The following is a 23,530-nucleotide window of genomic DNA, read 5'->3' on the forward strand; positions in this document are numbered from 1 at the left end:
AGGACATGCAGGAGATCTGTATATCTGGAGCACCCTTTCATCCAACCTCTTTGCATGCCTGCAAAGAGGTATTTTTTTGGGCCTCGAATCTGAGGAGGAAATCAATTATGAATCAAAAAGAAGTCGGAATCCGTGAAGTGCCAAACTCAGGGAAATGGTTGACGTTGAGCTTCCAGCATCTGTTCGCGATGTTCGGAGCAACGATCTTAGTGCCATTCCTGGTCGGTCTCAGTCCAGCAGTCGCACTCGTATCCAGTGGATTGGGTACACTAGCTTACTTATTGATTACAAAAGGGCAAATCCCTGCTTATCTAGGTTCATCTTTCGCCTTCATCGCGCCAATTGTTCTGGCGAAATCGCTAGGCGGAATGGAAGCCGTCATGGTCGGTAGCTTCTTGGCAGGTCTCGTCTACGGAGGAGTCGCCTTACTGATTCGTACGTTAGGGATACGTTGGTTGCTTCAAATCCTGCCGCCGGTCGTTGTCGGTCCGGTCATCATCGTCATCGGGTTAGGACTTGCTACAACAGCAGTCGACATGGCGATGTACGTCCCAGGCTCAGATCCTCAGGAATATAGCCTGACTCACTTCTCAGCAGCATTGGTCACATTAGGAATTACAATCTTGGCTGCTGTCTTCCTGAAAGGGTTCTTCAGCTTGATTCCAGTATTGGTGGGAATCATCGGGGGATATACGTATGCATTCTTTATCGGTCTGATCGACTTTACACCGGTGCGAGAAGCACAGTGGTTCCAAGTGCCAGACTTGATGGTTCCATTCGTCAATTATACTCCCGTGTTCTCATGGCAGATCGCATTGATCATGGTTCCGATTGCAGTCGTCACCATTACAGAGCATATCGGTGATCAAATGGTTTTAAGTAAAGTAGTCGGAAAGAACTTCATTGCAAAACCTGGGCTCCACCGTTCAATTTTAGGGGATGGTGTAGCGACGATGATTGCTTCCTTCTTAGGTGGACCACCGAATACGACTTACGGAGAGAACATCGGTGTACTGGCAATCACAAGAGTCTTCAGTGTATTCGTGGTCGGAGGTGCAGCCGTCCTCGCAATCCTGTTCGGGTTCGTCGGAAAGGTTTCAGCATTGATCGGCACGATTCCTACGCCTGTCATGGGCGGGGTTTCCATCTTGTTGTTCGGTATCATCGCATCGTCCGGATTAAGAATGTTGATTGATAATAAAGTGGATCTTGGGGAAAAACGCAATCTCGTCATCTCATCTGTCATTCTCGTACTAGGAGTCGGAGGAGCGACACTACAGATCACAGACGAGTTCCAAGTGGCTAGCATGGCACTTGCGACCATCACTGGTATAGCCTTAAACCTACTTATCCCAGGACGAGATAAGAACGTCCATAATAACGCGATTTTCAGTGAAATCGAGCAAGAGAAATCAAAAGAATCTGCAGCATGATGTACCATCTTTTAAATAATGTCCAGAGAGGCTTATAAAGGTGGGCTGTTTTGCAAAAGGTCCGAAGTTCGTCGAGGACCTTTTGCTTCAACACGCCTTGACTTAGTCTAAGGCGTGTTTTTTTACACAACCATAATTAGGAGTGGTTCCCATGAATCATTTACTCACAATTGATACATTGAGTCCTGCTTTCATTGAAAACATAATGGATCGCGCACAAGAAATTCTCGATCAGAATTTCGAGATCTCTGAGCCTAAGGAAAAAAAGTTCGTTGCCAACCTGTTCTATGAACCGAGTACCCGGACGAAATTCAGTTTTGAAGTTGCGGAGAAACGATTAGGCTTACATGTCCTTAACTTCGAAGCGGAAGGGTCCAGTGTCCAAAAAGGGGAGTCGTTGTATGATACGGTCCGTACGCTGGAGGCAATCGGGGCGGACGCTGTCACCATCCGTCATGACGAGGATCGATATTTTGAACAGCTGAAAGAGGTTGGCATTCCGGTGTTGAATGCGGGAGATGGGTGTGGAAACCATCCAACCCAATCTTTGTTGGACTTGTTGACCATCCGCCAGGAGTTCATCGTATTACAAGGACTGACAGTCGCGATAATAGGGGACTTGAGACATAGTCGTGTAGCTCGATCGAATGCAAGCTTACTGAAGAAGATGGGTGCGAAAGTCCTCTTTTCAGGGCCGGAACAATGGTTTGATGAAGAGATGCCGAATGGAACCTATATGCCGATCGATCAGGCAATCGAAGAAGCAGACGCGGTCATGATGCTGAGGATCCAGCATGAGCGGCATCACGACATGATGGACATGACGAAAGAGGAATATCACGAGCAATTCGGCTTGACGGTGGAAAGGGAAAAGCGGATGAAGCCGCAAAGTATCATCCTTCATCCAGCTCCAGTCAATCGAGGTGTCGAAATCGCTGATGAACTCGTGGAAAGTGATCGTTCTCGTATTTTTAAACAAATGACCAATGGCGTAGCAATACGGATGGCTGTCCTGGAATGGGCATTACAACTCAAGGAGGTAGAAAGCTATGGGATTACTACTTAAAAACGCAAGGTTATGGAATCAAGAGCAAGATGGATTGGTGGATGTTTTGATCAATGAATCGAAGGTATCAGAAATCGCTTCAAAAATAGAGGCGGATGGTCACGAGGTCCTTGATCTGGAAGGTAATTTGCTAGCACCAGGGTTTGTCGATCTCCACGTCCATCTGCGTGAACCAGGTGGAGAGCATAAAGAGACGATAGAAACCGGCTCGCTTGCCGCTGCGAAAGGCGGTTTCACGACCATAGCTGCAATGCCGAATACACGTCCTGTTCCGGACAGTGTGGAAACGATGCGCAACCTTCAAAAGCGTATCAAGGAAACAGCTGTTACGAGAGTTTTGCCTTATGCTTCCATCTCAATCAGACAAATTGGAGACGAGCTCGTCGATTTTGAAGGCTTGAAAGCGGAAGGGGCATTCGCTTTTACCGATGACGGTGTCGGCGTACAGAATGCAGACACGATGCTCCGAGCGATGCAGAAAGCATCTGAGCTGGACATGGCGATCGTCGCTCATTGTGAGGAGAATTCCCTCATACATAGTGGCTGTGTGCATGAAGGTGAATACTCCAAACAACAAGGATTGAAAGGGATCCCTTCTGTTTGTGAAAGTGTGCAGATTGCAAGGGACGTGTTGCTTGCAGAAGCGACAGACGTCCATTATCACGTCTGCCACATCAGTACGAAGGAGTCTGTCCGAGTCGTACGCGATGCGAAGAAAGCGGGTATTCATGTCACCGCTGAAGTGACACCTCACCACCTTTTACTCTGTGAAAAAGATATCGTCGAGCAATCACCCAATTTTAAAATGAACCCACCATTACGGAGTGAAGAGGACCGAGATGCCCTAATAGAAGGGCTGTTGGATGGAACGATCGACTTCATTGCAACAGACCATGCACCACATACTGAGGAAGAAAAATCGGTCGGGATCGAAAGAGCGCCATTCGGGATCGTTGGTCTTGAAACAGCATTCCCACTCTTATATACCTACCTTGTGAAACCAGGAATCTGTGATCTGGCATTCCTGATCGATCGTATGACAGCAAAACCTTCCGAGTGCTTCGGATTACCATATGGAAGAATTGAAGAAGGTGCACCTGCTGACCTAGTCGTGTTAGATATGGAGCACGAAAAACCGATACAACCGGATCATTTTCTGTCCAAAGGGCGGAACACACCGTTTACGGACCGGATCTGTAACGGATGGCCAGTCCTGACATTAGTAGCTGGAAAAGTAGCATACAAGAATGGGAGTGTATTTGCATGATGAAGCGACAACTCATTTTAGAAGATGGCAGTATTTTCGAAGGGATGGCAATAGGGAGTGATCGGGACTCGACTGGTGAAGTCGTCTTTACGACAGGAATGACGGGTTATCAGGAAACTTTATCAGATCCTTCTTATTGTGATCAAATCATCACGTTTACGTACCCTTTGATCGGAAATTACGGAATCAATCATGAAGACTTCGAATCAATCGAACCAGCAGCTGCAGGCATCATCGTGAGCGAAGCGGCATCTGAGCCAAGTCACTGGCAATCGACGAGTACACTTGATGAATTGCTGAGAGTGAAAGATATACCTGGACTGACCGGGATCGATACACGTGCACTGACGAAAAAAATCCGTACACATGGGACATTGAAGGGGAAAATGTGTGGCATGGATGTCCAAGTTGAAAAGGTGATTGAATCCCTTCAACAGATGCCGTTGCCGACAGATCAAGTACAGAAAGTATCCACGAGTACGCCATATACGTTGCCAGGTAGAGGGAAGCGAGTTGTGCTTGTCGACTTCGGTGCAAAGCGTGGTATTCTCAGAGATTTGATTGAGCGCGGTTGTGATGTGACAGTCGTCCGCTATGATGTCAGTGCAGAAGAGATTCTCAGACTGCAGCCGGATGGCGTAATGCTCAGTAATGGCCCTGGAGACCCGACAGACGTTCCACAAGCGATTGAAATGGTGAGAAGCATACTCGGAAAAGTGCCGGTTTTCGGCATTTGTCTAGGTCATCAATTGCTCGGATTGGCTTGTGGAGCGAAAACGATGAAAATGAAATTCGGACATAGAGGCGTCAATCATCCAGTAAAAGATTTGGATACGAACAAAGTGATGATCACTTCTCAAAATCATGGGTATACGGTCGAACCGAACGGACTTGAAGAACTTGGGCTCATCGTCACGCATGTGGCCATCAATGACGGAACGATTGAAGGGTATCGTCATAAAGAATTCCCAGCGTTCAGCGTCCAATTCCATCCAGAAGCTTCACCTGGACCAACCGACTCCAACGACCTGTTCGAACAATTTTTGGCTCTGATGTCTACTTCAAAGAAAGCGGGGAATGTATTATGCCAAAACGTATAGATATCCAAAAAATTCTCGTCATCGGTTCAGGACCGATCGTCATCGGTCAGGCTGCTGAATTCGATTACGCCGGAACCCAAGCTTGCCAAGCGTTAAAAGAAGAAGGTTATGAAGTCATACTCGTCAACTCCAATCCAGCTACGATCATGACAGATACGACGATGGCAGACAAAGTATACATTGAACCATTAACAGTCGATTTCGTCAGCCGGATCATCCGTAAGGAAAAACCTGATGGGGTCCTTGCGACACTTGGAGGTCAAACCGGTTTAAACCTTGCTGTGGAACTCTCTGAAGCAGGAATTCTGGAAGAGCATGGCGTCGAATTGCTCGGGACGAACCTCAATTCAATTCAAAAGGCGGAGGACCGCGATTTGTTCAGAACGTTGATGAACGAATTGAATGAGCCGATTCCGGAAAGCGAAATCATCCGTTCTTTACCTGAAGCGAAGGCGTTCGTCCAAAAAATCGGATATCCCGTCATCATTCGACCGGCGTACACACTTGGTGGAACAGGTGGAGGCATCGCCAACAACGAAGCTGAATTGAATGAATTCGTTTCAAGCGGTCTGAAATATAGTCCGGTTTCTCAAGTCTTGCTTGAAAAGAGCATCGCAGGCTTCAAAGAGATCGAATATGAAGTAATGCGAGATGGAAACGATGGCGCGATCGTCGTCTGTAACATGGAAAACATCGACCCGGTCGGAGTACACACGGGTGACTCGGTCGTCGTTGCACCGAGCCAGACCTTAACGGATCGGGAGTATCAGATGCTCCGTAACGCAAGCTTGAAAATCATCCGAGCTCTTGAAATCGAGGGTGGATGTAACGTCCAACTCGCGCTAGATCCGGATAGTGCCAACTATTACATCATTGAAGTCAACCCACGGGTCAGTCGTTCATCAGCTCTTGCGTCTAAAGCGACCGGTTATCCGATTGCAAAGCTTGCAGCGAAAATCGCGGTCGGTTTCACTCTTGATGAATTGAAGAACCCAGTCACTGGTCGGACGTATGCTTCTTTCGAACCAGCACTGGATTATGTGGTCACGAAAATTCCAAGATGGCCATTCGATAAATTTGAAGCGGCAAACCGTACGTTAGGCACGCAAATGAAAGCGACAGGTGAAGTGATGGCGATTGGCCGCAACTTCGAAGAGTCTTTATTAAAAGCCGTCCGATCGCTTGAAACGGATATCGATCACTTGCATAGTTCTATCGATTCAAATCAGGTTGAAAATTGGGAAGGAGTCCTGAAAACGACCGACGATCAAAGACTATACAACGTAACAGAGGCGTTGCGAGTGGGTGTGGAAGTTTCCACGATTTACGATTGGACGAAGATCGATCCATTCTTCCTATACAAACTGAAGAACATTACAGAGATTGAAAAGAAACTCGCCTCCCATCCATACGAAATCAATGTGTTGAAAGAGGCGAAGTTGAGAGGATTCTCTGACAAGGTGATTGCGCGGCTATGGAACACGAAAGAAGTGGACATCTTCCGTTTCCGTGAAGAGCAGGATCTGTTCCCGATCTATAAGATGGTGGATACGTGCGCAGCGGAATTCGATTCTGCAACTCCATATTATTACGGCACATATGGCATGGAAAATGAAGTTGAAGTCAGCCAAAAAGAAAGCGTACTCGTTCTAGGTTCTGGTCCGATTCGAATCGGACAAGGGATTGAATTCGACTATGCAACGGTACACACGGTATGGGCGATCCAGGAAGCAGGATACGAAGCAATCATCATCAACAACAACCCAGAAACGGTATCGACCGATTTCAGTACGTCCGACAAGCTTTACTTTGAGCCTTTGACGGTTGAGGATGTCATGCATGTCGTCCGTCAGGAAAATCCGATCGGAGTTGTTGTCCAGTTCGGTGGACAGACAGCCATCAATTTGGCGTCTGAGTTGAGTGCACGAGGTGTGAAAATTCTTGGAACGAGCCTAGAGGACATGGACCGAGCGGAAGACCGGGACAAATTCGAACGGACATTGCAATCACTCAGCATACCACAGCCTCCTGGGAAAACGGCTACTTCGGTTGAAGGGGCAGTCCAGATAGCGAGAGAGATCGGTTATCCTGTACTTGTCCGACCATCCTATGTACTTGGTGGGCGCGCGATGGAAATCGTCTATCAAGAACAAGAGCTCCTCCAGTACATGGAGAATGCAGTGAAAATCAACCCTGAACACCCTGTATTGATCGATCGTTACTTGTTCGGAAAAGAGATTGAGGTCGATGCGATCTCTGATGGAGAAACGGTCTATATTCCGGGCATCATGGAACATATCGAGCGAGCAGGTGTCCATTCAGGCGATTCGATCGCGGTCTATCCACCGCAAACGATTTCCAGCCGTATGAAGGAGCAAATCATCGAGTGCACGACGAAATTGGCAGAAGGATTGAAGATCGTTGGGTTGCTCAACATCCAGTACGTCATTTGTAACGATGACCTGTTCGTCCTGGAAGTGAATCCGAGATCAAGCCGGACGGTACCTTTCCTTAGTAAAATTACCGGAGTTCCGATGGCGAACCTCGCTACAAAGGCGATACTTGGAGAGCGTTTGGTCGATTTAGGGTATGAAACAGGATACCATGACGAACCGAAAGACGTATTCGTCAAAGTACCTGTCTTCTCATTTGCGAAACTGCGAAGAGTCGACATCACTTTAGGTCCGGAAATGAAATCGACTGGAGAAGTCATGGGAAGGGATCGTACTTTGGAAAAAGCATTATACAAAGGGTTGATCGCTTCAGGAATGAAAATGCCTACGTTCGGATCAGTCTTGTTCACCATCGCTGACAAAGATAAAGAAGAAGGGCTCGATCTCGTGCAGCGATTCTATGACATCGGTTATCAAATCCTTGCGACAGAAGGAACTGCCAACTTCATATCTGAGCACGGTATTCCAGTTACGGTCGTCAATAAGATCCAGGAAGGCAGTCCAAGCTTGCTCGATCGGATCCAGCAGGGGGAAGTGCAATTTGTCGTGAACACCCTGACAAAAGGGAAGCAACCTGCTAGAGACGGCTTCCGGATCCGCCGTGAAGCGGTTGAGAACGGTGCGGTCTGCTTGACCTCATTCGATACGGTCAAAGCACTATTGAATGTGATTGAATCCATGACCTTCTCGGCGAATGAAATGCCTTCCTTCGAAAGAAAGAAGGCAGGTGTGCTCGTTTGATAAAAGAATGGACGACGATTCTACACCAGGAACAGATTGCGGATAAAATCTACGAATTGACATTTGAAGGAGAATTGGTCGAGCAGATGACAGAGCCCGGCCAGTTCCTCCACATCCGTGTCGGAGAACAATATATGCCACTTTTAAGAAGACCGATCAGCATTTGTGATGTGGACCTGGAGCAAAAGCGGTGTACGATCTTATACCGTGCTGAAGGAGAAGGCACCCGCCTGTTATCGAAGAAGCGAGCGGGTGACTCGCTGGACATTTTGGGACCTCTAGGGAACGGTTTTCCACTTGATGCGTTGCAGGAAGGGGAAACCGCCCTGCTAATCGGGGGTGGAATCGGAGTACCTCCGCTGTATTATCTTTCTCGTAAATTGGTCGAACGCAACATTCGTGTGAAGCATGTGCTAGGGTACGCTTCTAAGAAAGATGCATTTTATGTAGAGAAATTCGATCAGCTTGGTGAAACGTTTGTGACTACGATTGATGGTTCTCTCGGATATCAAGGCTTCGTAACCGATTATGTTCTGAAAGAGAATCCACAATACGACGTGTTGTACACGTGTGGACCTACACCAATGATGAAGGCGATTGAAGAACAACTGAATCCTGCCCGTGCCTATTATTCATTCGAAGAGCGGATGGGGTGTGGCATAGGTGCGTGCTTCGCATGCGTCTGTCCAGTAAAAGAAGATCCAACGGGTACTGAATACCGTAAAATATGTTCAGATGGTCCAGTTTTTCCACAAGGAGTGATCCAGCTATGAGCAGATTGGCGCTTGAATTACCAGGCCTCTCTATGAAAAATCCGATCATGCCAGCGTCCGGCTGTTTTGGATTCGGGAGAGAGTTTGCGAGATATTATGACTTGAGCAGCTTAGGTGCAATTGCGATCAAGGCGACGACAGAAGAAAGCCGGTTCGGAAATCCGACTCCTCGTGTTGCTGAGACGCCAGGAGGCATGTTGAATGCAATCGGTTTACAGAATCCAGGGCTCAAGAAAGTTTTATCAGAAGAGCTGCCTTTTTTGGCAGATTATGATGTACCTATTCTCGCGAACATCGCAGGTACGAAAACGGAGGATTACGTGAAGGTTGCGGAGGAAGTATCTAAGGCACCGAACGTGACTGCACTTGAATTGAACATCTCCTGTCCGAATGTAAAAGAAGGCGGCATTTCCTTCGGGACGGATCCGGAAATTGCAGCTGGCCTGACGAGAGCGGTAAAAGAGGTTTCAGAAGTACCGGTATATGTGAAGCTATCTCCTAACGTATCGGACATTACTGAAATTGCTGTGGCGGTGGAAGAAGCAGGTGCCGATGGTTTATCGATGATCAACACGCTCCTCGGTATGAGGATCGATTTAAAATCTCAGAAACCCGTCATCGCTAATCGTACAGGTGGTTTGTCAGGACCTGCCATCAAACCGGTAGCGATCCGGATGATCTATGAAGTAAGCCAACGTGTCTCGATTCCAATCATCGGTATGGGCGGTATCACTTCAGCCGATGACGTATTGGAATACTTCCTGGCAGGTGCAAGCGCAGTTGCCGTGGGCACAGCCAATTTTGTTAATCCATTCATCTGTCCAGAAATCATCGATGAGTTGGAACAAAATTTGATAGATAAGAAAGTCGACCATATCAGTGAATTGATCGGAAGGAGCTGGAAGTCATGTTACAGCCCGTCATTATCGCACTAGATTTTCCTTCTAAAGAAGATGTAACTTCGTTTTTGAGCCATTATCGTGATGAGCGCCTATTCCTAAAGGTTGGTATGGAGTTATATTATCAAGAAGGTCCCGAGCTAATACGCATGTTGAAGGAAAGAGGTCATTCGATCTTTTTGGACTTGAAACTGCACGATATACCGACGACAGTCCATAAAGCGATGGTCGGACTGTCTAAATTGGAGGTGGATCTGGTCAATGTCCATGCCATGGGTGGGACTGAAATGATGCGTCGGGCTTTGGAAGGCCTTGAAGAAGGAGCTCAAGGACTAAGACCGAAATGTATCGCCGTGACACAATTGACCAGTACAACTTCTGAAATGATCAATCACGAAGTCGGTCTTTCGGGGACGGTGGGAGATTCCGTCATTCACCTTGCATCGAATGCTGAAAAGGCAGGTATGGATGGTGTCGTTTGTTCACCACTAGAAGTACCACTCATCCGTGACCATTGCAGCCCTTCATTTTTGACTGTAACGCCAGGTATTCGTTTGGATACCGATGACCGACATGATCAAAAACGAGTGACGACTCCACTCGATGCAAAACGATTAGGCAGTGATTTTATCGTAGTAGGACGAACGATCACAAAGTCTGAAAATCCTTCCAGAACCTATCAGACCATCATGAATGAATGGGGGCAAACTTATGAAAGAGCAAGTCGCTAAATATTTATTGGATATAGAAGCTGTTACCTTAAGTCCAGATGAACCCTTCACCTGGTCGTCTGGATTACGTTCACCGATTTATTGTGACAACAGATTGATCATCTCTTATCCGGAAATACGATCAGACATTGCGTCATTCTTCGTTGAAAAGATCCAAGAACATTATCCTGATGCAGACGTGATTGCAGGTACAGCAACTGCTGGGATTCCTCATGCTGCTCTTATCGCAGACCGATTGAATTTACCGATGGTCTACGTCCGATCCAAACCGAAAGCGCATGGAACAGGTTCTCAGATTGAGGGGAGAATCCGACCAGGGGATAAAGTTGTCATCATTGAAGATTTGATATCCACTGGTGGAAGTGCATTGAATGCGATGAACGCTTTATTAGAGAGGGGAGCTGAAGTTTTGGGTTGTACAGCAATCTTCACCTACGAATTGCAAAAAGGAAAAACAGCTCTTTCAGAAGCTGGATTAAACGTGCAAACGATCACGGATTTTAGTACATTAGTGAATGTAGCCGTAAATGATAGAAGGATTACAAATGATTCGATTGTACATTTGAAGGAATGGTGTAAGGATCCTGAAGCGTGGTCCAACGCGGTTACGAAATAACAGTTCTGGAGTGAGCAGTCTTGAGAAAAATGGATGGGGAAGAATTCGATCAGCTTGTCTCGTTCTTTGATGGGATGGCGAGGACAAGTTGGTTGAGTTCTATCCATAAGCGTTTGAAAGAACAATCGGGAAATTGGGAAGGTGCGCAAGTGCTTGATATCGGATGCGGAACGGGTCGCCTGCTTCTGAAGGGAGTAGAAGAGGCCGAGCATCTAACTGGTGTTGACCTTTCTTCTGAAATGATCAAAGCGAGTCAACAGAATTTCTTTTTACATAACCGTGCTGAGAAGAGCACTTTCCTCATTGCAGATGCCTATGCGTTACCTTTCGAGGAGGACCGGTTTGATATTGCTCTTTCGACTTGTGTCATGTTTTTGTTACCTGAGCCCGAAAAAGGTCTTAAGGAAATGATCCGCGTAACCAAACCAGGTGGGACAATCACAATGTTGAACCCGAGTAAAAAAATGGATCAGATGAATGCCTTTGAATATAGCAAGGCACACCAGATTACAGGATTCGAACAAACTACATTGTTGAAATGGTCGAATGTCTCTACGAGAAGACATCGATATTCGGAAGAGGACATGACAGACTTACTCATGCATTTGGGAGCAACGGAAGTCATCAATACAGAAGTTTTAGATGGACTTGCCATGATTACAACTGCAAAGGTCTAAAATCTCGAAAGACGCTTTCATTTATTGAAGCGTCTTTTTTCTTTGTACAACGGTGTGCAAGTTGATTGGAGAGGAAATCACTTATTAAATCATCAAATGGGTATAAGATTATACATTCGTCGAACGCTAACATCATGAAGGAGAAGAGAGTTGGCGTTCTGATGAAGAAAAAGTGGTTCATCCTTGTATTTTACATCATTGCTGTGGTGCTGGTATTCATGAACCGGGAGTTCCTATTGGCCTGGATCAAAGAAAGCGACACTTCCAAACTGCCCATCATGTTCTTGCTCTCATCTTTTTTTGCGACGATCCCCGTTGTGCCCTATACATTGTTTGCCGGGATCATGGGTGCGAAGTATGGCATTTGGATCGGTCTTCTCATCAATTGGTGGGGTGGTGTTACAGCTTCTCTCATCTATTTCCTATCCGCAAGATATCTATTTGCCGACTATTTCAGGAATTACATACAAAAGTTTGATGGAATCCATAAATTCAATGGATTAATCGAGAAAAACGCTTTTATCACGATACTATTCGCACGTATGGTACCGATTGTACCCCCACCTGTTGTCAATATTTATTCTGGATTGACGAAAATGTCCTTTCTTGTCTATTTAACAGCATCTTCTATCGGTAAAATTCCACCGATGTTCATGTTCGCTTTCGGAGGAAGTCAACTATTTTCTTCCATCCGTAATCTCGTCATCGGTTTGTTCGTTTATCTCCTGTTCTTGCTTGTCGTCTTTCTGGTTTACAGGCTTTGGACAAAAAAGGAGGAACGAGGAAAGGCAGCCACTTAAGTGGCTGCCTTTCTTGTACTTTATAATAGTTGTGCATGATCCGACATTAGAGCATGTTGATGATAAAACTGATAACGACGATTGCTCCGATAATCATTAGAATAGTGCGTAGCATAATTCATACTTCCTTTCTTAATTCGAAATTTTTTATGAATCGTTATATGAAGTCTTAGAAGTATAATTCACTACTACACAGAGAAATAAACCTCTTAAAGTCTATTTTCAACTATTCCGTTGTCTGAGCTGGTAGACGAGATCTTCATCCGGTGTCACATGGATTGTTTTTTGATGGTCATATGTTACAAATCCAGGCTTCGCACCGCTCGGTTTTTTCACATGTTTGATATGTGTATAGTCGACTGGAACAGAGCCGGAATGCTTCGCTTTACTGAAATAGGCAGCGATGTTGGCCGCCTCCATCAAGGTCGTTTCATCCGGTTCGCTATCACGGATGACGACATGGGAACCTGGAATATCTTTCGTGTGGAGCCATGTGTCGTAAGCATTTGCAAATTTGTTCGTCAAATAGTCATTCTGTTTATTGTTTTTGCCGACCCAGATATCCACATCTTTTGTAGAACGATACCGTTCAATCGAAGGTTTATCGTTTTTCTTTCGCTTTTGAACGTTTTTCCTCTTTTTCAGATAATGTCCGTCTTCAAGTTCTTCACGGATTTCCTCGACATCACTGGCGGAAGCGGACTCCAACTGCTGTAAAAGGGACTCCAGATAACGGATTTCGTCATTTGTCTCATCAAGTTGTTGGTGGATATGTTCAATTGAATTTTTCATCTTATTGTATTTCTTGAAATATTGCTGGGCATTTTCAGATGGAGTCTTTTGCGTATCCATCGGTATTGTGATCATTTCGGCATTTTCATCATAGTAATTCGGTACTTCCGCTTTGTTCATGCCTCGCTCGAGCTGATAGATATTCGCCGTAATCAACTCACCGTACAATTTGAAAGTGTCTGCTTTTTCGGAGTTTGATAAGGTCGATTTCAGTTTCGGGATTTTCTGTTCGTTCTTCTTCAGTTCATTTCTTAGGAAGCGTTCTAGGTCGGATGCTCGTTGCTTGACCCGATCTCTTTCAGCTTTTCCGAAATAAAAGCGATCCAAAAGGGTGCTTACATCTTCAAATCTTGTTGCCTCACCTTTCAAGTGGGAAAGCTCGATCACTGAGAAATACTCTTTCTTGTCGGTGATGACCATTTGCGGTGAGTAATCGTGTGACTTCACTTTTTCCATCAGTGTCATGAAAGAAGAGGATAATGATTGCTTATTCCCCAGTTGGGAGCCATGAACGATCTCGTTCGCAACGATAGGCGCTAATCCCTCGAACTGTTGGACAATCTGCCGGTCGATTTTACCACTATTGAAATCCAGCTTTCTGATAAACGTCTCTTCATCTGTTTCCAGTGGGTTGATTTTGTCTTGGGCTGGCGGGAACACATACGGACTGCCAGGTAGTAATGTACGATACCGATTCTGAGACGGTGGGATATGTTTCACGCAGTCCAGAATCAAATCTGTATCTGCATCGACAAGAGAGATATTGCTATGGCGTCCCATGATCTCAACGATCAAACGTTTATGAGTAATGTCACCTATCTCATTTCGGGATGCAATGTTGAAAATGAGGATCCGCTCCATCCCTGGTTGCTCGATCTCATCAATGACACCCCCTTCCAGATGCTTTCTTAACAGCATGCAGAACATAGGTGGAACTTTCGGATTCTCGTATTGCTGTTCCGTAATATGAACTCTTGGATAACTAGCATTAGCGGATAAGAGTAGTTTATGAGACTTCCCTTTTGATCTGATGACAAAAATGAGTTCCGTCGGGAAGGGTTGATAGATTTTCGTGATCTTTCCTTTTGAAAGGTGTTCAGTCAATTCATGTGTGATGGCTCTGGTCATGATTCCGTCAAAGGACATACTGTGTTCACTCCAATGTATTAAATACTTCTTTATTTAGCTACGAGATGATTTCTTTAAAAAGTCATTGGTTGTGACTTTCATTACATTCATCTAGATCAAAGACTTTTTTTGCAGGCTAAAAGTGAGGACCTCTATGAATAATCATCTATGCTTTCCCCTTTAAAAAGAATTTTTGAGTGAAGCGAAGGCGCTGCGAATGCACAATAGAGTGTCACGCTTGCGTGTAAACGTTATTGTGCTGAAGCAGAGCTAAAGGGGAAAGCATATGTATGATCCTCTTCCAATCAACCGCTTTGTGCCTCTTAAATATCCGTTCCATTATAGCATTTTTTGGGACAATCCTGAATATAGATGGCTTGTATAAGAAGGTTTAAACGGGGTGGAAGGATGAAATGGTACTCAATTTCAACAGCAGAGGTTGAAAATACGCTTCAGACGGATATCAAACAAGGTTTAACTGAAAAAGAGGCTAAGAAACGATTGATGAACCACGGTCCGAATGAACTTCACCAGGAAGAACGTATGTCACCGATCATCGTTTTCTTATCCCAGTTTAAAGACTTTATGGTACTCGTGTTGTTGGTTGCAACCCTTATATCAGGCATTCTTGGCGAGTATATGGATGCAATCGCCATCATGCTCATCGTTTTCGTGAACGGAATATTAGGATTTGTCCAGGAACAGAAAGCGGAGAAATCCCTTCATGCACTGAAACAATTATCCAGTCCGAAAGTCAACGTGCTTCGTAACAACGAGTGGGTGACCATTCCTTCTCAGGAAGTCGTCATTGGGGATATCATCCGCTTTTCAGCTGGAGATCGAATCAGTGCAGATGTCCGCCTCATCGATTCGAAATCATTGTCAGTAGAGGAGTCTGCCTTAACAGGTGAATCCATTCCTTCTCAGAAAAAGGCAGGCGCACATTTAACTGGAGAGCAGCCACTCGGTGATCAAGAGAACATGTGCTTTATGGGTACGATGGTGACCAATGGGCGAGGAACCGGAATTGTCATCGGTACTGGAATGAAGACGGAAATGGGTAAAATTGCACACTTACTTACGAGTGAAGAAGGATTACAAACTCCACTGCAACGACGTTTAGAGCAGTTGGGTAAAATACTTATCCTCGTCGCCCTCGCTTTGACGGCTTTAGTGGTCGTCGTCGGGGTCGTACAAGGACATGACCTTTACACGATGTTCCTTGCAGGTGTTTCTCTTGCAGTGGCTGCTATTCCAGAAGGACTTCCTGCCATCGTTACCATTGCCCTTGCTTTAGGGGTACAGAAGATGATCAGGCGCAGAGCGATTGTTCGTAAACTGCCTTCCGTCGAAACGTTAGGTTGTGCAACGGTGATTTGTTCGGATAAGACAGGCACACTGACACAGAACAAAATGACCGTCACTGAGCTATGGAGCAGCGGGAAGAGTTGGAGAGTGACCGGAACTGGTGCAGATCTCCAAGGTCATTTCATGAGTGGTGATCATCTCATTGATATCGAGCGGACCCCATCATTGAAGCAGCTTCTCACTTTTGGTGTGCTCTGTAATAATGCAACCATCCGGAACGTGGAATCGAAAGGTCGGAAGGAAATCCAGATGAGTGGCGATCCGACTGAGATCGCATTGAAAATTGCAGGATATAAAGCGGGGATACAAGATGCTGTCGTTGAACGCTCCTATAAGTTGGAAGATGAATTTCCATTCGACTCCGAAAGGAAGATGATGAGTGTCATTGTCCAGTCAGCTGATGGGCAGAGATATGTGGTGACGAAAGGCGCACCGGATGTCGTCCTTTCCAGATGTGAACGCATTCTATGGAATGATCGACAATCACTGTTGGATGATCACCGGAAAAAAGATGTCCATCGGACTGTCGAAAAAATGGGGTCTCATGCCCTTAGGACAATTGCGGTCGGTTACCGACCTTTAAAAACAGGGGAACAGGTAAAATCCGCCTTTGAAGCTGAAGCAAACCTTACACTCATCGGATTACAAGGGATGATCGATCCCCCAAGACCTGAAGCGATTGAATCGATACGTGAATGTCAACAGGCAGGAATCAAAACGGTCATGATAACGGGCGATCACGTCGTAACCGCGAAAGCCATCGCCAAACAGCTCAATATGTTGCCGCCTGATGGAAAGGTCATGGAGGGCAGTACACTAGCTTCCCTGTCGATAGAAGAGCTGGAAGATATCGTGGATGATGTCTATGTATTTGCCAGAGTTTCTCCAGAGCATAAGTTGAAGATCGTAAAAGCCTTGCAAAACCGAGGGCACATCGTTGCCATGACCGGTGACGGTGTAAATGATGCACCTGCGATAAAAGCAGCGAATATCGGAATAGCAATGGGGATTACCGGCACAGATGTTGCTCGTGAAGCTTCCTCACTCGTCTTATCGGATGACAATTTTGCCACTATCCGAGCAGCAATAGAAGAAGGACGTAACATTTATGAGAACATACGGAAATTCATTCGATATTTGTTAGCATCTAATGTTGGTGAAATCCTGGTCATGCTCTTTGCGATGTTGATGGCCTTACCTTTACCACTCGTTCCCATCCAGATCCTGTGGGTGAACCTGGTCACGGATGGACTTCCAGCGATGGCTTTAGGAATCGACAGTGCCGAAGAAAACGTCATGAAACGAGCCCCGAGGAGGACGAATGAAGGGGTGTTCTCGAGAGGGTTAGGATGGAAAATCATCAGTAGAGGATTTCTGATAGGGATCGTAACCATCATCGCATTTGCCATCGCCTATTTTGAAAACCCGGAAAACCTGGTGAGAGCTCAGACGATCGCTTTTTCCACATTAGTCATGGCACAGCTCATCCATGTCTTTGATTGCAGAAGTGAACGGTCAGTTTTCCACAGGAATCCGTTCGGCAACATTTATCTTGTCTGGGCGGTCATCTCTTCTATTGTTTTATTAGCTATCGTGATCTACTATCCGCCGCTGCAGCCGATCTTCCATACAACCGCATTGAATTTGAGAGAATGCTTGTTAGTACTTGGAATGGCAGGACTTCCGACCTTCGCTTTGGCAGGCTCACACCTATTCAAGCGTACGCAGAAAGCAAAAGGCAATTTTGCAAGCTCAGTTGAATAATAGATGGGAGACCCATAAGTGGAAATCACTTGTGGGTCTTTTCTTTCATAATCTTGTCCACTGTTGTAAAATTGTATAGAATAGTACAATGGAAGTGATAACGTGATAAAAAGTATGACGGGCTTTGGAAGAGCAGTTGTTGAAGAAGAGCAGTATTCGATTACAACGGAAATCAGGTCAGTGAATCATCGTTTCTGTGAAATTCAGGTTCGATTGCCTAGACAACTCTCCATCATCGAAGATAAGATAAAGAGATGCGTCAACGAATACATAAATCGCGGCAAAGCGGATGTTTGGATTAGTATCGATGGTGAGAAAGGGATCGAGAGGAAACTGAAGATTGATTGGGCTCTGTTGGATCAATATGTTGCTGCACAAGAAGAACTTAGAGAGAGATATGAAGTAGACGAGCATATTCGTTATCAGCAGTTGCTAACCTTACCTGACATTGTCAATATACAGGAAAAAGAACAGGTGACTGATCATTTTGCTAAACAAGTCCTTCTTTCTGTAGAACGAGCTGCCGACCAGCTATGTCAAATGAGGGAAGAAGAGGGCAAAAATCTTGAACGGGATTTGAAACAAAGACTTGAAAATGTGGAAACCACCCTGATCGAGATTGAAAAGTTCGCCCCTGAGGTTCAAAAAATTTATCGGGAGCGTCTTTATAAACGAATCAAGGATCTGACAGATCAGCATCTTGAAACAGATGAGACCCGGATTTTGACAGAGGTTGCCTTGTTTGCCGATAAAAGTAATATTGATGAAGAAATTATCCGTCTAAAAAGTCATGTACATCAATTCAAGGATATTTTAAAAGAGACGGGAGCAGTTGGCAGGAAACTGGACTTCCTCGTTCAAGAAATGAATCGAGAGAGCAACACGATCGGTTCCAAAGCAAATGATTATTCAATCAGTAAAAATGTTGTACAATTAAAAAGCGAAATTGAAAAAATCAAAGAGCAAGTACAAAACATTGAATAACACCAAGCAAGATGGTTGTAAGCTTTAAAACTTGGATACGCTAGATATAGAACGCAGGAGGTAACCATGAACATAAAGTTAATCAATATCGGATTTGGAAATATCGTGTCTGCCAATCGAATCATCTCAATCGTAAGCCCGGAGTCAGCTCCGATCAAAAGGATCATTACCGATTCACGCACTCAACATAAATTAATTGATGCAACCTACGGAAGACGTACCCGTGCCGTTATTATCACAGATAGTGATCACGTCATCCTCTCGGCTGTACAGCCAGAAACGGTTGCACAACGGTTATTGAATAAAGAGGATTTGACTGAAGAATAGAGATTGACTGAGGTGTAAGGAGAAATGAAAAAAGAAAGAGGCATTTTATTCGTTTTATCTGGTCCTTCCGGAGTTGGGAAAGGGACAGTGAATCGATCACTACGACAACAATGGGATGGATTGGAGTTTTCCATATCCGTAACGACCCGGAATCCTCGTGAAGGGGAGCAAGATGGTGTCGATTATTTTTTCAAGTCACGTGAAGAATTTGAAAGAATGATCGAGCATAACGAATTACTCGAGTATGCAGAGTATGTTGGAAACTATTACGGCACACCACTGAAATATGTAGAAGATACATTGGCATCTGGAAAAGATGTACTGTTAGAAATCGAAGTTCAGGGTGCATTACAAGTACGTAAGCTTGTTCCGGAAGGGGTATTCATCTTCTTGGTACCACCAAGTCTGGACGAGTTGAGAAACCGGATCGTCGGTCGGGGTACCGAAACCGAAGATCTCATCAACAATCGCATGAGCGTCGCGAAAGAGGAATTGGAAATGATGGATCATTACGACTATGTCGTTGAAAATGATGAAATCCAGGCAGCTTGCGACCGAATCAAAGCCATCGCGATTGCTGAACATTGTAAGAAAGATCGCATTAAACAACAATATCTACGATTATTGGAGGTAGAATAAATGCTTTATCCATCTATTGACTCCTTAATGGAAAAATTAGATTCAAAGTACACATTGGTTACGTTATCAGCAAAACGAGCTCGCATCATCCAACAATCACCTGCTTCAGCATTAGAGCAGTCCAAGTCTAACAAGCCTGTAGGCAAGGCATTGGAAGAAATCATTGAAGGCAAACTGAGCTATGACATGAACAGCAATCGAGAAGGATAGACAACCTATTTCATAGGTTGTTCTTTTTTTCATTCAGCCTTTGAATGATGTTAGTATTCTAGATTAATACCAATAAACGAGTAACGGGAAAAATATTATGTATACCATATATTCCGGGGGATGGTTTCAGTGTCTGAAAAGAAAAAGATCTTGTTATGTGTAACTGGTGGTATTGCAGTATTCAAGGCTGCGGCATTGACTAGCCAAATGAGCAAAGCAGGTTATGACGTGAAAGTGATGATGACTCAATCGGCAATGAAATTCGTCACGCCACTTACTTTCCAAACGCTGTCAAGAAATCACGTCTATCATGATACGTTCGATGAGAAGGACCCATCCGGGGTTGCCCATATCGATTTAGCAGATTGGGCAGATCTCGTTGTCATCGCTCCAGCGACTGCGAACAGCATCGGTAAGTTGGCGAATGGGATTGCAGATGATATGATCTCCACGACCTTATTGGCTACAACGGCTCCAATCATGATTGCACCGGCTATGAATGTCCATATGTATGAGCATCCCGCCGTTTTTGCGAATATGGAGCGTTTGGCTGATTTCGGACACCGCTTCATCGAGCCAGGTGAAGGATTGTTGGCTTGTGGATACGTTGGGAAAGGACGTCTTGCCGAACCTGAAGAGATCTTAAAAGCCGTTCAGGAATTTTTTGAAGAGGAAGAGAACCAGGTATTGAGTGGTAAGCACGTATTGATTACGGCGGGACCGACTCGAGAGCAGATCGACCCTGTCCGTTTCTTTACAAACCGCTCTTCCGGAAAGATGGGATATGCTCTTGCGGAAGTTGCAGTTTCCCTTGGAGCCCATGTGACTTTAATCAGTGGACCATCGCATTTGAAACAGCCATACGGTGTCGATTTCATTCCAGTCCAAAGTGCTGCAGAAATGTATGAGGCGGTCATGGAAAAGTACAACGAAGCAGATCTTGTCATCAAATCTGCTGCAGTAGCTGATTACCGACCGAAAGAAACTTTTGAATCCAAGATGAAGAAGAAGGACGGCAACCTATCCATTGAGATGGAACGGACGACAGATATCTTAAAAGAACTCGGCAAGAGAAAAAATCACCAGGTCCTGGTCGGATTCGCTGCCGAGACGGATGATGTCACTCGTTACGCCAAAGAAAAGATGGAAAAGAAAAATCTCGACATGATTGTCGCGAATAATGTTTCGCAGCAAGGCTCAGGATTTGAAGGAGATACGAACCAAGTCTTCATCTATGGTCGGGATGGGCATGAAATGGAAAGTTCACTTCTATCAAAAAGGCAAGTTGCTGAAATCGTCTTGAAGGAATGCCTTAGATATTTGGAAGGTCCTGATCATAAATGATAGCAGGAGTAATTGTAGATGTCCCGGCGATGGGGACGGATAAGACTTTTGATTACCGGATTCCTGAGCACCTGGAAGAAGTCATCAGTATCGGGATGCGGGTGGTCGTACCGTTTGGACCGAGGAAATTGACTGGATTCGTTATTGCCTTGAAAGATACATCTGAGCATAACCGTTTGAAGAAGATTGAAGACATTGTGGATCCATCGCCGATACTGAATTGTGAATTGATCGAACTCGGAAAATGGATTGCGGAGAACACACTTTGTTTTTTGCATTCGGCCTATCAATCGATGCTACCTGCAGCGATGAAAATGAATTATTCGAAGAAAATCCTTTTGACGGATCAGGCCGATTTATCTGGAATTCCTGAAGTGTTCCATCCGGGTCTGCTTTCAGAGGATGGTTTGACATGGGATGAAGTATTGAAGCATGAAAAAGCGGATGTACGTAAAATTCAACAAGCTTTGAGTGATGGAGAACTGGAAGTACAGTATGAAATCCGCTCAAAGGGAAAGAAAAAGAAACATAAGGTCATCCATATCGATCTTTCGAGTGAAGCATTGGCACTCTCACTTGAAGCGATGAAGAAAAAGGCGCCCAAACAAGCAGATGTTCTCAAGTATGTTCTTGACCATGGAGAAGAGGAGATTCCGACCTTGAAGCTGATGGAAGAGACGGGCGCATCCCGGGCGACGGTCAAAAGCTTGATCGACAAAGGCTTGTTCAAGGAAACGGAAGAAGAAGTATACAGGGACCCTTATAAAGATAGGGAGTTCAAACATACAGAACCACTTCCATTGACTGAGGAACAACAACAGGCAATCACTCCGATCCTTGATGATATTGAAAACCGCCAACATGAAACATTTCTGATCCACGGTGTGACAGGAAGTGGAAAAACGGAAATTTACCTACAGTCGATCGAGAAGGTAATCCAGCAAGGTAAAGATGCCATCATGCTTGTACCTGAAATTTCTTTGACTCCACAGATGGTTCACCGCTTCAAAGGGAGATTCGGTTCAGAAGTCGCTGTGTTACACAGTGGTCTATCTGTCGGCGAAAAGTACGATGAGTGGCGGAAGATCCAACGGAAAGAAGCAAAAGTGGTCGTAGGGGCGAGATCGGCGATTTTCGCGCCGTTTGAGAACATAGGTATCATCATTATTGATGAGGAGCATGAATCGAGCTACAAACAAGAAGAAAATCCGAGATACCATGCACGAAACATAGCAATTGAACGAGGGAAATTCCATCAATGTCCTGTCGTGCTGGGGAGTGCCACACCGACTCTTGAATCGTATGCTCGTGCTCAAAAAGGCGTTTACACACTATGTACGCTTCATGAACGGGTGAATCAGAGAGAACTCCCATCGGCTGAAGTGGTCGATATGAGAGAGGAGTTACGCTCAGGGAACCGCTCTTTGTTTTCCACTTCTCTTTTTGAACGATTGAAAGATCGCTTGGAGAAAGGGGAACAAAGCGTCCTGCTGCTGAATCGAAGAGGATATTCGACCTTTGTGAATTGCAGGGACTGTGGATTCGTTGCCCAATGTCCGCATTGTGATATTTCATTGACGTATCATAAACGCTCAAATGTGTTGAAATGCCATTATTGCGGACATGAAGCTCCACACCCTTCTCACTGTCCCGAATGCTCATCCGAACATATCCGGTTCTTCGGAACGGGAACACAAAAAGTGGAAGAAGAATTGAATCGGTTGCTTCCTGAAGCATCGGTCATCCGTATGGATGTCGATACGACGAGCCGGAAAGGGATGCATGAAAAACTTTTGAACACGTTCGCCGAGCAAAAAGCGGATATCTTGCTGGGGACACAGATGATCGCAAAAGGCTTAGATTTTCCGAACGTCACATTGGTCGGGGTCCTGGCTGCAGATTCCATGCTCCACCTACCAGACTTCCGATCAGCAGAGCGCACATTCCAATTGCTTACCCAGGTGGGCGGAAGAGCCGGACGTCACATTCTTTCCGGTGAAGTCGTCATTCAAACGTATACACCTGAGCATTATAGCATCCAGCTAGCGCAGCAGCATGACTTCCTCACTTTTTACAATAAAGAAATGCAAATGAGGAAACTTCATCAATATCCACCTTTTTATTTTCTTGCACTTATTACGATTTCTCATGAAGAACTGATGTATGTGGTGGATATATGTGAAAAGGTTGCTGCGAGACTACAGGAATCTTTAAGCTCCAATGCGATCATACTGGGACCTGTAGCGTCACCCATCCCTCGTGTGAAAGATAGATATCGATATCAATGCGTGATAAAATACAAAAATGAACCAAACTTGAAAGAAATCTTGAACGAAATACTCGTGCATTATCAAAAACGGATGCAACAAGACCAACTGACGATCAGCGTCGATATGCATCCTCAAACGATCCTGTAAT

Annotated in this window: 19 protein-coding genes; 18 read left to right on the forward strand and 1 reads right to left on the reverse strand. The window is 45.1% G+C overall.

The window, feature by feature from the left end; all coding sequences use genetic code 11:
• The first annotated feature begins 107 nt into the window (after positions 1-107).
• The 11 genes from ACSVDE_RS05185 (at position 108) to ACSVDE_RS05235 (ending at position 12,556) form a co-directional block, all read left to right on the forward strand.
• Positions 108-1,433, forward strand: coding sequence for a solute carrier family 23 protein (locus ACSVDE_RS05185; RefSeq protein ID WP_439299891.1), 1,326 nt, complete (start codon positions 108-110; stop codon positions 1,431-1,433).
• Between the two features lie 151 nt (positions 1,434-1,584).
• A complete protein-coding gene (locus ACSVDE_RS05190; RefSeq protein ID WP_439299892.1) occupies positions 1,585-2,499 on the forward strand; it encodes an aspartate carbamoyltransferase catalytic subunit in 915 nt (304 codons plus the stop codon).
• The gene (locus ACSVDE_RS05195) at positions 2,483-3,766 is read left to right on the forward strand and encodes a dihydroorotase (RefSeq protein WP_439299893.1); all 1,284 of its coding nucleotides are present in this window, start codon (positions 2,483-2,485) and stop codon (positions 3,764-3,766) included. The genes ACSVDE_RS05190 and ACSVDE_RS05195 overlap by 17 nt, the downstream gene beginning before the upstream one ends.
• A complete protein-coding gene (locus ACSVDE_RS05200; protein WP_439301932.1) occupies positions 3,766-4,866 on the forward strand; it encodes a carbamoyl phosphate synthase small subunit in 1,101 nt (366 codons plus the stop codon). The genes ACSVDE_RS05195 and ACSVDE_RS05200 overlap by 1 nt, the downstream gene beginning before the upstream one ends.
• A complete protein-coding gene (gene carB, locus ACSVDE_RS05205) occupies positions 4,851-8,060 on the forward strand; it encodes a carbamoyl-phosphate synthase large subunit (protein ID WP_439299894.1) in 3,210 nt (1,069 codons plus the stop codon). The genes ACSVDE_RS05200 and carB overlap by 16 nt, the downstream gene beginning before the upstream one ends.
• Entirely contained in the window at positions 8,057-8,833 is a 777-nt protein-coding gene (locus ACSVDE_RS05210; protein ID WP_439299895.1) for a dihydroorotate dehydrogenase electron transfer subunit, read from the forward strand. Before carB ends, ACSVDE_RS05210 begins: the two co-directional genes overlap by 4 nt.
• Positions 8,830-9,768 (forward strand): dihydroorotate dehydrogenase, encoded by a 939-nt coding sequence (locus ACSVDE_RS05215; protein WP_439299896.1) that lies wholly within the window; start codon positions 8,830-8,832, stop codon positions 9,766-9,768. The genes ACSVDE_RS05210 and ACSVDE_RS05215 overlap by 4 nt, the downstream gene beginning before the upstream one ends.
• Positions 9,741-10,463, forward strand: a complete 723-nt coding sequence (gene pyrF / locus ACSVDE_RS05220; protein WP_439299897.1) for an orotidine-5'-phosphate decarboxylase — start codon at positions 9,741-9,743, stop codon at positions 10,461-10,463. Before ACSVDE_RS05215 ends, pyrF begins: the two co-directional genes overlap by 28 nt.
• Positions 10,444-11,079 carry an orotate phosphoribosyltransferase gene (pyrE, locus tag ACSVDE_RS05225; protein WP_439299898.1) on the forward strand — a complete coding sequence of 212 codons (636 nt, stop codon included), beginning with the start codon at positions 10,444-10,446 and terminating at the stop codon, positions 11,077-11,079. Before pyrF ends, pyrE begins: the two co-directional genes overlap by 20 nt.
• Positions 11,080-11,108: 29 nt before the next feature.
• The gene (locus ACSVDE_RS05230; protein ID WP_439301933.1) at positions 11,109-11,756 is read left to right on the forward strand and encodes a class I SAM-dependent methyltransferase; all 648 of its coding nucleotides are present in this window, start codon (positions 11,109-11,111) and stop codon (positions 11,754-11,756) included.
• A 161-nt stretch (positions 11,757-11,917) separates the two neighbouring features.
• Positions 11,918-12,556 carry a TVP38/TMEM64 family protein gene (locus ACSVDE_RS05235; protein ID WP_439299899.1) on the forward strand — a complete coding sequence of 213 codons (639 nt, stop codon included), beginning with the start codon at positions 11,918-11,920 and terminating at the stop codon, positions 12,554-12,556.
• A 222-nt stretch (positions 12,557-12,778) separates the two neighbouring features.
• Here the strand turns inward: ACSVDE_RS05235 and ACSVDE_RS05240 are convergent, their stop codons facing one another.
• Positions 12,779-14,494, reverse strand: a complete 1,716-nt coding sequence (locus ACSVDE_RS05240) for an Rqc2 family fibronectin-binding protein (protein ID WP_439299900.1) — start codon at positions 14,492-14,494, stop codon at positions 12,779-12,781.
• Positions 14,495-14,884: 390 nt separating this feature from the next.
• Here ACSVDE_RS05240 and ACSVDE_RS05245 point away from each other — a divergent pair, with 390 nt between their 5' ends.
• The 7 genes from ACSVDE_RS05245 to priA all read left to right on the forward strand — a co-directional run bounded on the left by ACSVDE_RS05245 (position 14,885) and on the right by priA (position 23,529).
• Positions 14,885-17,608 carry a cation-translocating P-type ATPase gene (locus tag ACSVDE_RS05245; RefSeq protein ID WP_439299901.1) on the forward strand — a complete coding sequence of 908 codons (2,724 nt, stop codon included), beginning with the start codon at positions 14,885-14,887 and terminating at the stop codon, positions 17,606-17,608.
• Between the two features lie 102 nt (positions 17,609-17,710).
• Positions 17,711-18,592, forward strand: coding sequence for a YicC/YloC family endoribonuclease (locus tag ACSVDE_RS05250; protein WP_439299902.1), 882 nt, complete (start codon positions 17,711-17,713; stop codon positions 18,590-18,592).
• Positions 18,593-18,658: 66 nt separating this feature from the next.
• Positions 18,659-18,919 carry an extracellular matrix/biofilm regulator RemA gene (gene remA, locus ACSVDE_RS05255; protein WP_225065642.1) on the forward strand — a complete coding sequence of 87 codons (261 nt, stop codon included), beginning with the start codon at positions 18,659-18,661 and terminating at the stop codon, positions 18,917-18,919.
• Between the two features lie 24 nt (positions 18,920-18,943).
• Positions 18,944-19,558: a guanylate kinase gene (gene gmk, locus ACSVDE_RS05260; protein WP_439299903.1), complete on the forward strand. Its 615-nt coding sequence runs from the start codon at positions 18,944-18,946 to the stop codon at positions 19,556-19,558.
• Complete coding sequence (gene rpoZ, locus ACSVDE_RS05265; RefSeq protein WP_439299904.1) at positions 19,559-19,768, forward strand: DNA-directed RNA polymerase subunit omega; 210 nt, start codon at positions 19,559-19,561, stop codon at positions 19,766-19,768.
• Between the two features lie 129 nt (positions 19,769-19,897).
• Positions 19,898-21,112 (forward strand): bifunctional phosphopantothenoylcysteine decarboxylase/phosphopantothenate--cysteine ligase CoaBC, encoded by a 1,215-nt coding sequence (coaBC, locus tag ACSVDE_RS05270; RefSeq protein ID WP_439299905.1) that lies wholly within the window; start codon positions 19,898-19,900, stop codon positions 21,110-21,112.
• Positions 21,109-23,529, forward strand: a complete 2,421-nt coding sequence (priA, locus tag ACSVDE_RS05275; RefSeq protein WP_439299906.1) for a primosomal protein N' — start codon at positions 21,109-21,111, stop codon at positions 23,527-23,529. The genes coaBC and priA overlap by 4 nt, the downstream gene beginning before the upstream one ends.
• Position 23,530 lies beyond the last annotated feature (1 nt).

Source organism: Pseudalkalibacillus sp. Hm43 (assembly GCF_051842935.1).
Lineage (GTDB): Bacteria > Bacillota > Bacilli > Bacillales > Fictibacillaceae > Pseudalkalibacillus.

Excerpts from the sequence above, each read along its gene's own strand:
- ACSVDE_RS05215 (WP_439299896.1), top strand. The coding sequence starts at position 8,830 with ATGAGCAGATTGGCGCTTGAATTACCAGGCCTCTCTATGAAAAATCCG.
- remA (WP_225065642.1), top strand. The coding sequence starts at position 18,659 with ATGAACATAAAGTTAATCAATATCGGATTTGGAAATATCGTGTCTGCC.
- ACSVDE_RS05195 (WP_439299893.1), top strand. The coding sequence starts at position 2,483 with ATGGGATTACTACTTAAAAACGCAAGGTTATGGAATCAAGAGCAAGAT.
- ACSVDE_RS05200 (WP_439301932.1), top strand. The coding sequence starts at position 3,766 with ATGAAGCGACAACTCATTTTAGAAGATGGCAGTATTTTCGAAGGGATG.
- pyrF (WP_439299897.1), top strand. The coding sequence starts at position 9,741 with ATGTTACAGCCCGTCATTATCGCACTAGATTTTCCTTCTAAAGAAGAT.
- gmk (WP_439299903.1), top strand. The coding sequence starts at position 18,944 with ATGAAAAAAGAAAGAGGCATTTTATTCGTTTTATCTGGTCCTTCCGGA.
- ACSVDE_RS05185 (WP_439299891.1), top strand. The coding sequence starts at position 108 with ATGAATCAAAAAGAAGTCGGAATCCGTGAAGTGCCAAACTCAGGGAAA.
- ACSVDE_RS05190 (WP_439299892.1), top strand. The coding sequence starts at position 1,585 with ATGAATCATTTACTCACAATTGATACATTGAGTCCTGCTTTCATTGAA.
- ACSVDE_RS05245 (WP_439299901.1), top strand. The coding sequence starts at position 14,885 with ATGAAATGGTACTCAATTTCAACAGCAGAGGTTGAAAATACGCTTCAG.
- carB (WP_439299894.1), top strand. The coding sequence starts at position 4,851 with ATGCCAAAACGTATAGATATCCAAAAAATTCTCGTCATCGGTTCAGGA.
- ACSVDE_RS05240 (WP_439299900.1), bottom strand. The coding sequence starts at position 14,494 with ATGTCCTTTGACGGAATCATGACCAGAGCCATCACACATGAATTGACT.
- ACSVDE_RS05230 (WP_439301933.1), top strand. The coding sequence starts at position 11,109 with ATGGATGGGGAAGAATTCGATCAGCTTGTCTCGTTCTTTGATGGGATG.
- pyrE (WP_439299898.1), top strand. The coding sequence starts at position 10,444 with ATGAAAGAGCAAGTCGCTAAATATTTATTGGATATAGAAGCTGTTACC.
- ACSVDE_RS05235 (WP_439299899.1), top strand. The coding sequence starts at position 11,918 with ATGAAGAAAAAGTGGTTCATCCTTGTATTTTACATCATTGCTGTGGTG.
- priA (WP_439299906.1), top strand. The coding sequence starts at position 21,109 with ATGATAGCAGGAGTAATTGTAGATGTCCCGGCGATGGGGACGGATAAG.
- rpoZ (WP_439299904.1), top strand. The coding sequence starts at position 19,559 with ATGCTTTATCCATCTATTGACTCCTTAATGGAAAAATTAGATTCAAAG.